Genomic DNA, 16,137 nt, shown 5'->3' on the forward strand with positions numbered 1-16,137 from the left:
GAGGACGCCGGTGGTGACGCAGGGCGTCGCGGAGACCGCGGACATCCTCGCCGACCCGCCGCTGCTGGAACGGGTGATCGCCAACCTCGTCGCCACGGACCACAGCACCCGCAGCCGCGAGCAGCCGTCGATCCAGGCCGCCTCCTCCAGTTCCCTGGGCAGGGAGAGGAAGAACTGGCGCAGCAGGAACACCGCGAACGGCGTGACCAGCGACGGCACGATCAGCGCGCCCAGCGAGTCGATCAGCCCGAGCTTCTTCATGACCAGGAACGTCGGGATCATCGTGAGCTGGAACGGGATGGCCATCGTGGCGAGCATCGTGACGAGCAGCAGCCGCGATCCGGCGAACCGCATCCGGGCGAACGCGTAGCCGCCGAGCGCGCCGAACACCAGGTTGGAGGCGACGGTGGCGGCCGACACGATCAGGGAGTTGGCGAACCAGCGCGGGAACATCGCGTTGCCCAGCACGTACCGGTAGCCGCCCAGGTCGACGTGCGAGGGCCACAGCGCGGGCGGGAAGCGGTTGATCTGCGCGTTGCTCATCACCGAGCTGAGCAGCAGCCACAGCAGCGGCAGCGCGAACAGCAGGGCGAGCGGGGCGAGGGCGAGGTGCCAGGGGCTGAACGGCAGGCGGCGGCGCGGGCGGTGGGCGCGTTCGGGTGCCGCGGCGGTGCCGGTCACGGGTCGCGAGGGCGCGGAGGCGGTGGTCATCGTGCGGCTCCTTCCGGGCTGCCGGCGTCGCGGCGGCGCAGAGCCCGGGCCCCGGCCGCGATCACGAACAGGGCGACGGCCAGCACGTATGCGGACGCCGCGCCGTAACCGGCGGTGAAGTTCTGGAACGCCTGCTGCCAGACGAAGTAGACGACCACCGTGGTGGAGCCGAGCGGGCCGCCCTTGGTGGTGACGTAGACGAGGTCGAACACCTGCAGCGACTCGATGAGCTGCCACACCAGCAGGAAGACGTTGACCGGGGCGAGGGTGGGCAGGACGACGTGGCGCAGCAGGTGGCGCCGGCCGGCCCCGTCGAGGCGGGCGGCCTCGATGAGCGAGGCGGGCACGTCCTGCAGGGCGGCCAGGTAGACCACCATGCAGAAGCCGGTGCCGCTCCACAGCGAGATGGCGACCAGGACGAGCAGCGCCTGCCCGGGGTCGGTGAGGAATCCCTGCTGGGAGATGCCGAGATGGTGCAGGACGGAGTTGGCGGCGCCGAACTGCGGGTCGAGGATGAAGGAGAACAGCACGCCCTGCGCGGTCGCCGAGATGACGAACGGCACGAAGAACAGCGTCCGGTACAGGCCGACGAACCGCACCTTGCGGTTGAGGGCGAGCGCGAGCCCCAGGCCGAGCAGCATGCTCAGCGGCACGTACATGGCGGTGTACTTCAGGGTGTTGCCGACGGCCTGGCTGAAGTGCGGGTCCTGGCGCAGGGCGCGGTAGTTGTCCAGGCCGACCCAGCGGCTGGGGGTGACCAGGTCGTCGGCCTGGAAGGACAGCAGCAGCGACCAGATCACGGGCAGGATCGCGAGGCCGACGATGACGGCGACGGAGGGCGCGACGAACGCCCAGGCGGTGGCGGTCTCGGTGCGCCGGCGGCGGCGCAGGGCCCGGTACCGGTCGCGGGCGGCCGCCGGGTCGGGCCCGGTGGCGCCGGCGGCGTCGTGACCGGGCGGCAGGGTGAGCGGGGCGGGTAGGCGCGGCATGGGTCCTCCTCAGCGCGGGATGAGCAGAGCGGCGTCGGCCTGGCGTGCGCAGTCGTGGAGGGCCTGCGCCGGGGTGCGGCGGCCGAGGAGCACGCCGGTGACGGCCTGGCCGAGCGCTTCGGAGATCTGCGGGTACGCGGCGTGGTTGGGGCGGACCCTGGCGGTCTCCAGGGCCTTGGTGAACACGGTGAGTCCGGTGGTCTCGCGGGTCTGGGCCGTCCACTGGGGCAGGGCCTGGGTGGCGCGGCTCAGCGGCAGGCTGCCGGCCTGGATGTCCCACCGCACGTCCTGCGCGGGCTGCATCAGCCAGGTGAGGAAGGTGCGGGTGGCGGCGACGCGGGCGGGGCCGTTGTCGAACGCGGTCCACGTGTCGGGCCCGGAGATGGTGATGGGCCGGCCGCTGTAGCTGGGCAGCGGCACCACGTGGTAGTCGACCTTGGCCTGCACGATGTCGGGCAGTTGCCAGGGACCGGTGGCGACCATGCCCATCCGTCCGGAGAGGAACACCTGGTACATCTGCTCGCTGCCCGGCTTGGGGTCGATGTAGACGCTGCGGTCCCTGGCGAGCGCGGCGACGGTCTCCAGGGCCTTGACGCCGGTGTCGCGGAAGCCGATGTGCTTGCCGTCGCCGGCGACGACGTCACCGCCGAGGTCCCACACCATCGGCCAGACGCGCCACACGGTGTCCTCGTCGCCGGCGCCGGGCCAGCCGGTCCCGAAGACCCCGGCGGGCGTGTCGGTGAGGGCGCGGGCGGTGTCGGTGAAGTCCTGCCAGGTCCAGCCGGGTTGCGGCAGGTCCCGGCCCTTGGCCGCGAACAGCTTCTTGTTGCAGACGACGGCGAGCGAGTCGAGCAGCGCGGGTGCGGCGCGCACCCGCCCGTTGACGGTCACCGCGGCGCGGGCCGGTCCCCAGAACCGGTCCCAGGGCGTCGGGCCGGAGCGGACGGTGCCGGTGAGGTCGACGACCTTGGGACTGCGGGCGATGCTCGCCAGGTCGGAGCCGAAGATGTACGCGATGTCGGGGTAGGACCCGGAGGCGAGGGCCGCGGTGACCTTCTGGAGCATCGCGTCCGACAGCACCCCGCCTCCGATGTCGACGCGGATGTCCGGGTGGGTGCGCTGGAACTCCGCGACCAGGGCCTGGATCGCGGCCTTGCCGGTGTCGGTCTGGCCGTGCCACATCTCGATCGTGACGGGGCCGCCGCCCGCTCCGCCGCTCGTGCCGCCGCACGCGGCCAGCAGCGACTGCGCGGCGGTGGCGGCCGTGCCCGCGGCGCCGGCCCGCAGCAGGGTGCGGCGCGAGGGCACGGTGAGGGGGCGGGATGTCGGGGTGCGGGCGGGCGGAAGGGACATGGGAACACCACCGGGGGCTACGGGTGCGGGCGGATCGGGGGCGGCAGGGCGAAGGGTGTGGCGGAAGGGGGTCGGTGAGGGGTGATCGTGGCGGGCCGGCCGCGACGGTGCGCGGCCGGCCGACCGGAATGCGGCTGAGGCACGGCTGGTGCGTGGACATGACGCGCCCGCGCCGCGGGGACGCACGGTCCGGTCAGGAACCGGAGCGAGGCCGTAACAGCGCCGCGAGCAGGCCCTGCCGGGGCACGCGCGGAACCGGCGCGACGGGGCAGGGGACGTACCGGCTCCGGGCACGCGTTCCCTCGCGGGTCCGCGTGCGCCGCGGCCGGGGCGGGACCGCGGGCCGGCCCGTTCGCCGGCCCGCGGTCCGCCCGTTCAGCACGTCTTCCGCACGTACCCGGGGCTGCCGGCGGGGACGACGTCGCGGTCCCGGCGGACGATGCTCAGCTGACCGCCCCAGCCGGTGCAGGCCTTGGTGAGGCCCTTGGCCGTGTACTCGATGACGATCACGTGGTTGCCGAAGGCGCCGGTGTAGCCGTCGCACTCGTTGTAGGTGCCGCACTCCTCGGCGATGGCGAAGTCGAGCCCGGCCGCGGTGCGGTCGCCGGCCAGTTCCACGGTGTTCTTCTGCGCGATGGCCAGGCCCTGGCCGTGCGCGTGGGCGGACAGCAGGCCGATGTAGGCCTCGGCCTCGGCGGACGTGAGGAGCTTCTTGGAGCGGCTGTAGCTGTCGTAGTTGTCGGGTTCGATCGCCTGGTAGCCCTTGGCGGCGCACTGGTCGATCCAGGTGCCGACCTTGGCGGCGATGCGGGTGCGCTTGGCCGCGGTGCTGACGTCCAGCAGCGCCTCACCCCAGCTCTGGTCGTACACCACGTTGCCGTTGGCGTCGTGGAGCAGGAGGTCGGCGTCCCAGTCGCCCTCGGCGCCGGGCTGCACCTGGAAGGCGTTGACGTAGCAGATGTTGTACAGGCCGGCGGCCGGCGGGTCGTCGTGGTCGCGGCTGACGACCTGGACGCCGGCCGGCGGGGTGTAGGCGCCGCCGATCTGGTAGTCGAATCCGGCGTGCGCGGGCGGCAGCGTGACGCCCGCGGCCTGCGCGGACCTGGTTCCGGAGGCCGCGGAGTGACGGGCGGCGGAGTGGTGGGCGGCGGGCGCGGCGCCCGCCTGGTCGACCGCGACGAGCGGGACGGTGACGGCGGCGGCCGCGACGGCGGCCAGAGCGGTGAGGCGACGAGCGGAACGGACGCGACTGCGCATCATCGAGCTCCTGTGAGGGGAGGGTACGTCCCCGCCTCGGACGCTGCTGGGCTGTCCTGGCGACTGGGTCCGGGCTCGCGGCACAGAAGGGCCGTCCACCGGCTAGGCGTACCTCTGACGCCGGTGCTCACCTCCGGCGTTGGCAGGGAGTTAAGCGTCAAGGAACCGTCATGTCAACCGCTTGGTACTGAGCGATCACTGTTCACTTCTGATCGAAATCCCCGTACTGTGCGCGAGAACGCTCAGTCGTCAGCGGTCTCCGAGCGCCGACTCCTCGCGGTCCAGGTCCGTTTGGAGCCGGCGCCGGGTCGTGTCGCTGATGCGGTGGCCGTCGTAGAGGCGGCGCAGCTCGGTGTTCTGCACGGCGATGATCTCGTGGCGAAGGTCGCGGTAGGCGGCGTCGGCCGAGTCGGCCGGGGCACCGTCGGCGTCGTGGTCGAGGCGGGCGCCGAGGTTGCGCTGCATGCGCTTGAGCGTGGCCTCGGGGAGCGTCTCCAGGTCGCCGAGCTGGTCGAGGTGGACGAGCGCGGCCCGGGTGAGCGCGTCCCGGGCCGACGCCTCCTCCTGCGCGGTGTGCTCCGGTTCGAGCGCCAGCCCGGAGCGGTTGACCAGCGGGGCGAGGGTCAGGCCCTGGACGACGAGAGTGAACACCACGACGGCGGTGGTGAGCACGAGGACGAGTTCGCGCCCGGCCAGCGGCTGCCCGTCGCCGGCGGTGAGCGGGATGGACAGCGCCGCGGCCAGCGGCATCACCCCGCGAGTGCCGGCCCAGGTCACGACGGCGGCGGTCCGCAGGGAGCGGCCGTCGCGGCGCGGTCTGACGACGGCGGTCAGCGGCAGCATCCACAGGATGCGGATGCCGATCAGCACGATCGCCACGGCGGCCGCCTGCAGCGGCCACAACCCGGTGTCCCCCGGCAGGTCCCGGACGAGCGCGGGCAGTTCGAGGCCGACGATGCTGAACACGACACTCTCCAGCAGGAACACCACGACCGCGTACACCGCCTGCACCTGGAGCCGGATCCGGGCGTCGCTGAGGCGGTGGCCCGAGCGGCCGAGCAGCACGCCGGCGACGACGACGGCGGTGACCCCCGAGGTGTGCGCCGACTCGGCGAGCACGTAGGCGGCGTAAGGGGTGACGAGGGCGATCACGGAGTCCAGCACGGGGTCGGTGGTCCGCCGCCGGATCAGCGCGACGAGACCGGCCACGACCGCGCCGACGGCGGTGCCGCCGCCGGCCAGCACGACGAACTGCCCGGCGGCCATGGGCCAGTGGACGGTGCTGGACGCGACGGCGATGCCCACGGCGACCCTGAACAGCACCAGTGACGTGGCGTCGTTGAACAGGCTCTCGGCCTGCACCAGCACCTGCATCCGGCCCGGCAGCGACAGCCGCCTGCCGAGTGCGGTCACCGCCACCGGGTCGGTACTGGCCAGAACCGCACCCAGCACGAAGGCCATGGCGGGCGGCAGCGGCGTCACCGCCATCACGATCGCGCCCACCGCCGCGGCCGACGCGAGCACCAGTCCGAACGCCAGCACCGTGACCGGCCGCCACACCAGCCGCAGGTCGCGCACGGACAGTTCCTCGGCCGAGGCGTAGAGCAGCGGCGGGAGCACGACGAGGGCGATGGTGTGCGGTGGGACGTGCAGCGGGGGTGTGCCGGGTATCAGCGCGACCGCGAGCCCGGCGATCACCAGCAGGGAGGGTGCGGGGATCCGCCACCGCCGGGCGAAGGTGGCGACCGCGGTGGCCAGAACCACCAGGAAGAGGATCGTCCCGACGGCGCGCATGTACCGGCTCCTGCTCGTACGGCGGGCGCGCTGCCCTCACGTACGACAGCCCTCACCCCGCGCCGACCAGACTTCCCGGCTCACCGCCAGTAGTTTATCGGGCTTTTAACGGCGCCGCGGCCGATTGCGCCGGGCCATGGCCCACTGGCGTCCGCGGGACCGCGGCCGGAGCCGGCCCCACCGGGTGGATGTCAGGCGAACTCGGCCAGCCTGGGGCGGAGTCCGAGAACGGTGAGGGTGGCGGCGCCGGCGAGCAGGCCGCCGGCGCCCACGAGGCCGCCCGTCAGGGCACCGCGGCCGGAACCGACGGCCCGCCCGTACGCGCGGTCGTTGATGGCGATCAGCTTCTTCAGAGCCACGTCGTACTCCCCGAAGTGGTGGTTCGACTCGTCCGTGTCCCAGCCGATGCAGAACTCAGCGGCGTCCTGCATCCGCCCTTCGCGCACCAGGGCGCGGATCGTGCGGTCGTCCGCCTCGTACCGCGCGTAGGCGTCGACGGCGGACTCGGCCGCCGCCCGTTCGCCCGGGAAGGTGATGTTGCGGAACTCGTCGCCGAAGTAGCCCGTGAAGCGCAGGTCGGTGTGGTCGTGGCGGTACGCGGACAGGGCGTCGGACAGCTGGCCGTCGTAGGTGTCCAGGGCGGCGTCCGGCAGCGTGAGCAGCCGCTGCGAGATGTCCTCGAAGGACTGCTCGTACGTTCCACGCCGCTGCGGGTCGAGCAGGTAGCGGCTCTCGTCGGCGTTGGCGTCGTAGGACAGGGCGCGGGCCTGGGACAGCGCGACCACGGAGTCGAAGGCGTCCCGGCGCGCGACCCTCAGATCATGGGACTGGGTGGCCAGCACCGACCAGCCGAGCGCGCAGGCCGCCACCAGGCAGACGGTGGCCGCCGCGAGCGCCGGACTCAGCAGCCGCCTGAAGTCGCGGACCAGCGCCGCCTGGACGGCCAGCACCGCGGCCAGCAGCAGGCCGCCCAGAACGAGCAGGGCGGTCAGCTCCGCCGAGATGTCCGAACGGGCACCCCGGTAGGTGTCCTCGAACGCGCCGTCGTTGGCCTGCCCGAGCTGCAGGGCGGCCGGCAGCAGCGTCTGCCGCAGCAGGTCGGTGGCGGTGCGGTAGTCGGCGAGGGCGTTCGCCTTCTCCTCGGGGTGCAGGTCGTTCTCCAGGGACCGGCCGACCAGCTCCTGGTAGCGGGCGAACCCGTCGTCGAAGCCGACGATCGTCTGCGACGCGCGCGCGTCGCCCTGCGCCGCGGCGGCGAGCGTCAGCAGGTCCTGGCTCACCTGATGACGGGCGGTGCCGTACTCGGTCTGCGCGGCCGTGTGCTGCGGGGCCATGGGGGCCAGTCCGCGGCCGCCGCTGGACAGCAGCAGGTTCGCGGCCTGCGCGTCCATGTCGTTCAGCGCGAAGTACAGGCCGTCGGCGCCGGTGACGCGCGGGGCGGCCCGGTGGCCGATGCCGTCCCACGCACCGGACGCGGTGAGCCCGATCGCCAGCAGCAGCGCCGCGACGGCGGCCGCGAGAGCGATGACCACGCCTCGCAGCAGCCGGAGCCGCGCGGGCACCGAGGTCAGCAGCCGGAGCCGCCACCGGTGTGTACGCGGCAGGGTCTCCGGGCGGGGCCGCCGCGGGGAAGTGGGCGGCGGCCCGGGGGCGCCGTGCGGCGTCCCACCACGGATCTCCGTCGGATCGGGTGGATCCCCCGGCCCGCCCGCCGCCGTACCGGTCGCCATGGTCCCGGCCATCCGGGGCCCTCCATCGTTGCTGTCTCCGGACGGCCCCTCCGTCCCCGTGGAGATCAGCGTCGCGGCCGACGCCCTTGCTCAGCGCGGACGTTGACGGCTTCCTGACACCCCGTCCGGGCGTCTTGACGTCTCCCTGACGCCCCCTGCCGCGCACGTGACGGGGCGCCCGCGGGGAGCGGCCCCCTGCCGGGCGTCAGGGCTGGAAGCGGTAGCCGAGGCCGGGTTCGGTGACGAGGTGGCGGGGGTTTCCCGGGTCGGGTTCCAGCTTGCGGCGCAGGCCGGCCATGAACACGCGCAGGTAGTTGGTGTTGCGTACGTGCTGGGCGCCCCACACCTCGGAGAGCAGCTCGCGGCCCGGGACCAGGCGGTCGGGGTTGCGCAGCAGCAGGGACAGCAGCCGCCACTCGGTGGGCGTGAGGTGCACCTCGTCGCCGGCCGTGCCGTCGGTGCGGGTGATCGCGTAGGCGCCGAGGTCGACCGTGTAGCGGCCGAGGATCACCTGCTCCGGCGGGCGCAGCGACGCGGGGCGCCGCAGCACCGCCCGCAGCCGTGCGGCCAGCTCGTCGATGGCGAAGGGCTTGGTGACGAAGTCGTCCGCGCCGGCGTCCAGCGCCTCGATCCGGGTGGCGATGCCGCTCCGGCCGGACACCACGACGACGGGGACGCTGCCCCAGGCCCGCAGCGAGCGCAGCACGTCGAGTCCGTCCAGGTCGGGCAGGCCCAGGTCGAGCAGCACCGCCTCGGGGGCGCTGCGGGCGGCCAGGTCGAGCGCGGTCCCGGCGTCCGCGGCCGCGACGACGGAGAAGTCGAAGGCCCGCAGCCCGATGCCCAGGGCCTTCAGCATCGGCGGATCGTCCTCGACGACGAGCACCCGCTTCACCGGCCCGCTCCTTCGTTGGCACGCTGTCCGTGCACGGCACCTCCTCGGGCGGTGGCGGCCGTTGCCGGCCGCCACCGCGGTCCACTGGTCCCACCCAAGGCGACCGGTCCCGCACCGGCCAGCGCGTTAACGCGTTCCTTGCAACGCCCACGACCACCTTGACGGCTTCTTGACGCCGTCCCCGGGCGCCGGGCGCCCCCGTCGGCGCCGTCCCGCCGGGGTTCCGGCGCCCTCCTGCCGATTGCGCCGTCAAGGCTGCGTCAATAGCCCGTCCGGTGGCGTCAGGGACCCGCTAACGCGGTACGGACATTGCTCCGGGCAGGGGTTTGCTAGCGGAGCACCGACCACCGGTGCCGTACCGAACCCACTACTGCACACGACCTCCGGGGTGCCCCGAAATGTCAGATCTAGCCTTCCTCGCCATCACCGTGGCGGTCTTCGCCGTCCTGGCCCTCATCGTCAAGGGGGTCGAGAAGCTGTGAGCGCGGAGAACATCGTCGGCCTTGTGGTGGCCTGCGGCCTCCTCGGCTACCTCGTGCTGGCCCTGATCTTCCCGGAGAAGTTCTAGTGAACGACACCCTTGCCGGCTGGCTCCAGATCATCGCGCTGCTCGGCGCGCTGGCGCTGTCGTACCGGCCGCTGGGCGACTACATCGCCCATGTGCTGACCACCGCGAAGCACCTGCGTGCCGAGCGCGTGCTCTACAGACTCGGCGGCGTCAACGCCGATGTCGACCAGCGCTGGCCGGTCTACCTGCGCAGCGTGCTGGCCTTCTCCGCGGTCTCCGTGTTCTTCCTGTACGGGTTCCAGCGGCTGCAGAACCACCTGCTGCTGGACATCGGGATGAAGGCGGTCCCTCCCGGCACCTCGTTCAACACCGCCGCCTCCTTCGTCACCAACACCAACTGGCAGTCGTACTCGGGTGAGTCGACGATGGGCCACCTGGTGCAGATGGCGGGCCTCGCGGTGCAGAACTTCGTGTCCGCGGCCGTCGGCATCGCGATCGTCGCCGCGCTCATCCGGGGCTTCACCCGCAGGCGCACCGACCGGGTCGGCAACTTCTGGGTCGACCTGACCCGGATCACCGTCCGGGTGCTGCTGCCCCTCGCGTTCGTGTTCGCCATCGTGCTGGTCGCGGCCGGTGCCGTGGAGAACCTGCACGGCATCCACGAGATCTCGACCCTCGTCGGCGACAAGCAGTCGATCACCGGCGGGCCCGTGGCGTCGCAGGAGGCCATCAAGGAACTGGGCACCAACGGCGGCGGTTTCTACAACGCCAACTCCGCCCACCCCTTCGAGAACCCCAACGCGTTCACCAACTGGCTGGAGATCTACCTGCTGCTGGTGATCTCGTTCTCGCTGCCGCGCACCTTCGGCCGCATGGTCGGCGACAACCGGCAGGGCTACGCGATCCTCGCGGTGATGGGTCTGATCTGGGCCGCGTCGGTGGCCCTGATCACCATCAACGAACTGCACAGCGTCAGCAGCAGCGCCGGCCACGCGGCGGGCGGCATGCTGGAGGGCAAGGAGCAGAGATTCGGCATCTGGGCGTCCACGCTCTTCGCCGCGTCCACCACCCTCACCTCGACCGGCGCCGTGAACTCGTTCCACGACTCGTTCTCGCCCGGTGGCGGCGGGTTGACGATCTTCAACATGATGCTCGGCGAGATCGCGCCCGGTGGTACGGGTTCGGGCCTCTACGGCATCCTCATCCTGGCGATCATCGCGGTCTTCGTGGCCGGTCTGATGGTCGGCCGCACCCCCGAGTACCTGGGCAAGAAGCTCGGCGGCCGCGAGATGAAGTTCGCCTCGCTGTACATCCTCACCACCCCCGCCATCGTCCTGATCGGCGCGGGCACGGCGATGTCCCTCAAGGGCGAGCGGGCCAACATGCTCAACAGCGGCCCACACGGATTCTCCGAGGTGCTCTACGCCTTCACGTCCGCGGCCAACAACAACGGTTCGGCGTTCGCCGGCATCACGGTGACGTCGGACTGGTGGAACACCGCACTGGGTCTGGCCATGCTCTTCGGCCGCTTCCTGCCGATGATCTTCGTCCTGGCACTGGCCGGGTCGCTGGCCAAGCAGCAACCCGTGCCGGTCACCTCCGGCACGCTGCCCACCCACCGGCCGCAGTTCGTCGGCCTGCTCACCGGCGTGATCCTGATCGTCGTGGGTCTCACCTACTTCCCCGCCCTCGCGCTGGGTCCGCTTGCGGAAGGTCTGCACTGATGTCGTCCCTGACCACCCTCGAACACTCGGCACCCGCCGAGCACACGCAGCAGGAGGCGGCCACGCACCGCGTCTCCGGCGGCCTGCTGGACCCCAAGCAGCTGTTCCACTCGCTGCCCGACGCGGCGAAGAAGCTCGACCCGCGCGTGATGATAAAGAACCCGGTCATGTTCGTGGTCGAGGTCGGCGCGGTGCTCACCACCGCGGAGGCGATCAAGTCCCCGAGCATCTTCGCCTGGGTGATCACGGTCTGGCTGTGGCTGACGGTGATCTTCGCCAACCTGGCCGAGGCCGTGGCCGAGGGCCGCGGCAAGGCGCAGGCGGAGACGCTGCGCAAGACCAAGACGGACACGGTCGCCCGCCGGCTCGTCGGCTGGAAGCACGGTGCGACCGGAACCCGCGAGGAGGAGGTGCCCGCGGCGGGGCTGACCCTGGGCGACCACGTGGTCGTCGAGGCCGGGCAGATCATCCCCGGTGACGGTGACGTCGTCGAGGGCGTCGCGTCCGTGGACGAGTCCGCGATCACCGGCGAGTCCGCGCCCGTCATCCGCGAGTCCGGCGGCGACCGCTCCGCGGTCACCGGCGGCACCAAGGTCCTGTCGGACCGGATCGTCGTGAGGATCACGTCCAAGCCGGGCGAGACCTTCATCGACCGGATGATCGCCCTGGTCGAGGGCGCCGCCCGGCAGAAGACGCCGAACGAGATCGCGCTGAACATCCTGCTCGCCTCGCTCACCATCGTCTTCCTGATCGCCGTCGTCAGCCTGCAGCCGTTCGCGACCTTCGCGGGCGCCGAGCAGAGCATCGTGGTCCTGGTGTCCCTGGTGGTCGCCCTGATCCCGACGACCATCGGCGCGCTGCTGTCGGCGATCGGCATCGCCGGCATGGACCGGCTGGTGCAGCGCAACGTGCTGGCGATGTCGGGACGCGCGGTCGAGGCCGCGGGCGACGTGAACACGCTGCTGCTGGACAAGACCGGCACCATCACGCTGGGCAACCGGCAGGCCGCCGAATTCGTGCCCGTCAAGGGCATCACCGTGGAGGAACTGGCCGACGCCGCGCAGCTGTCGTCACTGTCGGACGAGACCCCCGAGGGCCGCTCCATCGTGGTGCTGGCCAAGGAGCGCTACGGCCTGCGGGCCCGTGCCGAGGGCCAGCTGCCGAACGCGGAGTTCGTGCCGTTCACCGCGCAGACCCGGATGTCCGGTGTCGACCTCGTCGAGGACGGCGACCAGCGGTCGCTGCGCAAGGGCGCCGCGACCGCGGTGATGCACTGGATCCGCGACAACGGCGGCCACCCCACCGAGGACGTCGGCCCGATGGTCGACTCCATCGCGGCCAGCGGCGGCACGCCCCTGGTCGTCGGCGAGGTCGTCCGCCGCGACGGCGAGGCGACCGCCACCGTCCTGGGCGTGATCAACCTCAAGGACGTCGTCAAGGCCGGCATGCGGGAGCGGTTCGACGAACTGCGCCGGATGGGCATCAAGACCGTGATGATCACCGGTGACAACCCGCTCACCGCGAAGGCCATCGCGGACGAGGCCGGCGTGGACGACTTCCTCGCCGAGGCCACGCCCGAGGACAAGATGGCGCTGATCAAGAAGGAGCAGGAGGGCGGGAAGCTGGTCGCGATGACCGGCGACGGCACCAACGACGCCCCCGCGCTCGCCCAGGCGGACGTCGGCGTGGCCATGAACACCGGTACCTCGGCCGCCAAGGAGGCCGGGAACATGGTGGACCTGGACTCCAACCCGACCAAGCTCATCGAGATCGTGGAGATCGGCAAGCAGCTGCTCATCACCCGCGGCGCGCTGACGACCTTCTCGATCGCCAACGACGTGGCGAAGTACTTCGCGATCATCCCCGCGATGTTCACCGTGGCCTACCCCGGCCTGAACAAGCTCAACGTCATGGGGCTGCACAGCCCGACGTCGGCGATCGCCTCCGCGATCATCTTCAACGCGCTGATCATCGTGGCGCTGATCCCGCTGGCGCTGCGCGGTGTCCGGTACCGGCCCGCGTCCGCGTCGAAGCTGCTCAGCCGGAACATCTGGATCTACGGTCTGGGTGGTCTGGTGCTGCCGTTCGCCGGCATCAAGCTCATCGACCTGATCATCCAGTTCATCCCCGGTCTGCGCTGACCGCTGAAGAAGGCCATCATCATGCCCAGTTCACTTCCCGCCGCGGTGCGCAACCACATGGCCGCCCTGCGGATGCTGCTGGTGCTCACCGTGATCACCGGCATCGTCTACCCGCTGGCCGTCACGGGGATCGCGCAGGCCGCGTTCAGCCACCAGGCCAACGGCTCGCTCGTGCACCAGAACGGCAAGGTCGTCGGGTCCAGCCTGATCGGCCAGAACTTCGACCTGCCGAAGAAGAACCCGAACGACCCGAACGAGGCCCCGCGCCCCGACCCGAAGTGGTTCCAGCCCCGGCCTTCCGCCGGCGGCTACGACCCGACCGCCTCGGGTGCCTCCAACCTCGGCCCGAACAACCCGGACCTGGTGAAGACCATCAAGGAGCGCAAGGCCGCGGTCGCCGCGTTCGACGGCGTGAACCCGAAGGACGTGCCGGCCGACGCCGTCACGGCCTCCGGATCGGGCCTGGACCCCGACATCTCGAAGGCGTACGCCTACGAGCAGGTCGACCGGGTCGCCAAGGCCCGCGGTCTGGACCCGGCGGCCGTGCGCGAGCTGGTGGCCGACAACACCCACAGCCGCGCCGTCGGCTTCCTGGGCGAGCCCTACGTCAACGTGGTCGACCTCAACGTCGGCCTGGCGAAGGCGAAGTAGGACCGTCCGCACCCGCACGCATGAGCACGACGCCGCCCCGGTCACCGCGGAGCGTCCCCGGCAGGACAGCCGGGGAGCCCGCGGTGGCCGGGCGGCGCGTTGCGCCATCACACGCAAGCCTTCACACGCAAGCCTTCACACGCAAGGAGGGAGCCCGGTGGCATCCACCGCCGACTCCGACCCGGGACAGGCGCCGTACGCGCGGCCCGGACGGCTCAAGGTGTTCCTCGGTGCCGCGCCCGGTGTGGGCAAGACGTACCGGATGCTCGACGAGGGCAGGCGCCGCGCGGCCCGCGGCACCGACGTGGTCGTGGCGTTCGTGGAGTGCCACGGGCGGCCGCACACCGAGGAGATGCTGGAGGGCATGGAGGTCGTGCCGCGCACGGTGCGCGAGTACCGCGGCACGACGCTGACGGAGATGGACCTCGAAGCGGTCCTGGAGCGCGCCCCGCAGATCGCCCTGGTCGACGAACTGCCGCACACCAACGTGGCGGGCGGCCGGCACGCCAAGCGCTGGGAGGACATCGACGACCTGCTGGCCGCGGGGATCGACGTCATCACCACGGTCAACGTCCAGCATCTGGAGTCCCTCAACGACGTCGTCCAGAAGATCACCGGGGTGCCGCAGCGCGAGACGGTGCCGGACGAGGTGGTGCGCAGGGCCCACCAGATCGAGCTGGTCGACATGCCGGCCGACGCGCTGCGCCGCCGTATGGCGCACGGCAACGTCTACGCGCCGGAGAAGGTCGACGCGGCGCTGTCCAACTACTTCCGGGTCGGCAACCTGACCGCGCTGCGCGAGCTGGCGCTGCTCTGGGTCGCCGGGCGGGTCGACGAGGCGCTGCAGAAGTACCGGTCGGAGCACGGCATAGGGGGGGTGTGGGAGACGAGGGAGCGGGTGGTGGTCGCGCTCACCGGAGGGCCCGAGGGCGCCACGCTGATCCGCCGTGCCGCCCGGATCGCCGACCGGTCCGCGGGCGGCGACCTGCTGGCCGTGCACATCGCGCGCAGCGACGGCCTCGCCGAGGCGTCTCCGGCGTCGCTGGCGAAGCAGCGGGCGCTGGTGGAGTCGCTGGGCGGCACCTTCCACAGCGTGGTCGGCGACCACGTACCCGCCGCCCTGCTGGACTTCGCCCGCGCCGAGAGCGCCACCCAGCTGGTCATCGGCACCAGCCGGCGCGGCCGGCTGTCGCACTTCGTCACCGGCCGGGGCGTCGGCGAGACCACCGTGGAGCTCTCCGGCGACATCGACGTCCACATGGTCACCCACGAGCGGGCCGGGCGCGGCCGGCTGCTGCCCGCGCCCACCAGCAGCCTGTCGCGCGTGCGGCGGGTCGCGGGCCCGGTGGCGGGCTTCGTGCTGCCGATCCTGCTCACCGTGCTCCTCAGCCACACCCGCGACACCCTGAACCTGACCACCGACACGCTGCTGTTCCTGATGGCCGTGATCGGCGTGGCCTGCATCGGCGGGGTGGTGTCCGCGCTGCTGGCCTCGATCACCGCGTCCCTGCTGCTCAACTGGTTCTTCATCCCGCCGATCCACCGGTTCACGATCGGCGAGACCAACAACGTGCTGGCGCTCGTGGTGTTCGCGATGGCCGCGGTGACCGTGGCGACGATCGTGGACCAGTCGATCCGGCTGTCGCGGCGGGCGGCCAGCGCGACCGCGGAGGCCGAGACGCTGTCGTCGATGGCCGGCAGCATCCTGCGCGGCGACCAGGGCGTCGCCGTGCTGCTGCAGCGCACCCGCGAGGCGTTCGGCATGGAGTCCGCGGAGCTCGCGCACCGTACCGACGTCGACGCCGAACTCGCCGCGGCCGGCAGCACGAGGACCGACCTGGTGACGGCGCCGGTGGGCCCCGAGGACGTCCTGGTGCTGCGCGGGCGCCGGCTGGCCGCGTCCGAGCGGCGGGTGTTCGTGGCGTTCGCCGGGCATGTGGCGGCCGCCCTGGAACGGGCCCGGCTGGCGGAGGCGGCGGCCGAGGTGGAGCCGGTGAAGGCCGCCGACCGGATGCGCACCGCGCTGCTGGCCGCGGTCAGCCACGACCTGCGCACCCCGATCGCCAGCGGCTGGGCGGCGATCAGCAGCCTGCGCAGCCGGGACGTGCGCTTCTCCGACGAGGACCGCGACGAACTGCTGGCCACCGCCGAGGAGTCGCTGGTCCGGCTCAACCGGCTGGTGGACAATCTGCTCGACATGAGCCGCCTGCAGGCCGGCGCGCTCACCCTCAACCTCCAGCCGACGGCGATCGCCGAGGTGCTGCCGCTGGCCCTCGACACGCTGCCCAGCACGAGGACGCCGGTGGTGACGCAGGGCGTCGCGGAGACCGCGGACATCCTCGCCGACCCGCCGCTGCTGGAACGGGTGATCGCCAACCTCGTCGCCA

The 16,137-nt window shown here is 72.0% G+C and carries 12 protein-coding genes; 5 read left to right on the plus strand and 7 right to left on the minus strand.

Annotated features, from left to right (window positions below):
- The 7 genes from BMW99_RS37695 to BMW99_RS37725 all read right to left on the minus strand — a co-directional run.
- The coding region (locus tag BMW99_RS37695; protein ID WP_075018364.1) for a carbohydrate ABC transporter permease at window positions 1–711 on the minus strand (711 nt) is incomplete at its 3' end.
- A complete protein-coding gene (locus BMW99_RS37700) occupies window positions 708–1,700 on the minus strand; it encodes a carbohydrate ABC transporter permease (protein ID WP_069465638.1) in 993 nt (330 codons plus the stop codon). The genes BMW99_RS37695 and BMW99_RS37700, both read right to left, overlap by 4 nt.
- Before the next feature lie 9 nt (window positions 1,701–1,709).
- Entirely contained in the window at window positions 1,710–3,053 is a 1,344-nt protein-coding gene (locus BMW99_RS37705) for an ABC transporter substrate-binding protein (RefSeq protein WP_075018365.1), read from the minus strand.
- Window positions 3,054–3,428: 375 nt separating this feature from the next.
- On the minus strand, window positions 3,429–4,313 hold the full coding sequence (locus BMW99_RS37710) for an endo alpha-1,4 polygalactosaminidase (RefSeq protein ID WP_069465789.1): 885 nt from the start codon (window positions 4,311–4,313) through the stop codon (window positions 3,429–3,431).
- A gap of 246 nt (window positions 4,314–4,559) precedes the next feature.
- Window positions 4,560–6,104, minus strand: coding sequence for a Na+/H+ antiporter (locus BMW99_RS37715; protein ID WP_069465790.1), 1,545 nt, complete (start codon window positions 6,102–6,104; stop codon window positions 4,560–4,562).
- A 191-nt stretch (window positions 6,105–6,295) separates the two neighbouring features.
- The gene (locus BMW99_RS37720; RefSeq protein ID WP_069465791.1) at window positions 6,296–7,666 is read right to left on the minus strand and encodes a hypothetical protein; all 1,371 of its coding nucleotides are present in this window, start codon (window positions 7,664–7,666) and stop codon (window positions 6,296–6,298) included.
- Between the two features lie 373 nt (window positions 7,667–8,039).
- Complete coding sequence (locus BMW99_RS37725) at window positions 8,040–8,726, minus strand: response regulator (protein ID WP_069465792.1); 687 nt, start codon at window positions 8,724–8,726, stop codon at window positions 8,040–8,042.
- Between the two features lie 478 nt (window positions 8,727–9,204).
- On the opposite strand from BMW99_RS37725, the gene kdpF reads away from it, so the two are divergent.
- The 5 genes from kdpF to BMW99_RS37750 all read left to right on the plus strand — a co-directional run.
- Window positions 9,205–9,294 (plus strand): K(+)-transporting ATPase subunit F, encoded by a 90-nt coding sequence (kdpF, locus tag BMW99_RS40565; RefSeq protein ID WP_069465793.1) that lies wholly within the window; start codon window positions 9,205–9,207, stop codon window positions 9,292–9,294.
- Complete coding sequence (gene kdpA, locus BMW99_RS37735) at window positions 9,294–10,958, plus strand: potassium-transporting ATPase subunit KdpA (RefSeq protein WP_069465794.1); 1,665 nt, start codon at window positions 9,294–9,296, stop codon at window positions 10,956–10,958. Before kdpF ends, kdpA begins: the two co-directional genes overlap by 1 nt.
- Window positions 10,958–13,099: a potassium-transporting ATPase subunit KdpB gene (gene kdpB, locus BMW99_RS37740; protein WP_079138787.1), complete on the plus strand. Its 2,142-nt coding sequence runs from the start codon at window positions 10,958–10,960 to the stop codon at window positions 13,097–13,099. Before kdpA ends, kdpB begins: the two co-directional genes overlap by 1 nt.
- A 21-nt stretch (window positions 13,100–13,120) precedes the next feature.
- On the plus strand, window positions 13,121–13,750 hold the full coding sequence (gene kdpC / locus BMW99_RS37745; RefSeq protein WP_069465795.1) for a potassium-transporting ATPase subunit KdpC: 630 nt from the start codon (window positions 13,121–13,123) through the stop codon (window positions 13,748–13,750).
- Window positions 13,751–14,012: 262 nt separating this feature from the next.
- A partial coding sequence (locus BMW99_RS37750) for a sensor histidine kinase (protein ID WP_407640355.1) occupies window positions 14,013–16,137 on the plus strand: 2,125 nt, incomplete at its 3' end.

Origin of the sequence: Actinacidiphila rubida (genome assembly GCF_900110255.1) — a bacterium.
GTDB lineage: Bacteria > Actinomycetota > Actinomycetes > Streptomycetales > Streptomycetaceae > Actinacidiphila > Actinacidiphila rubida.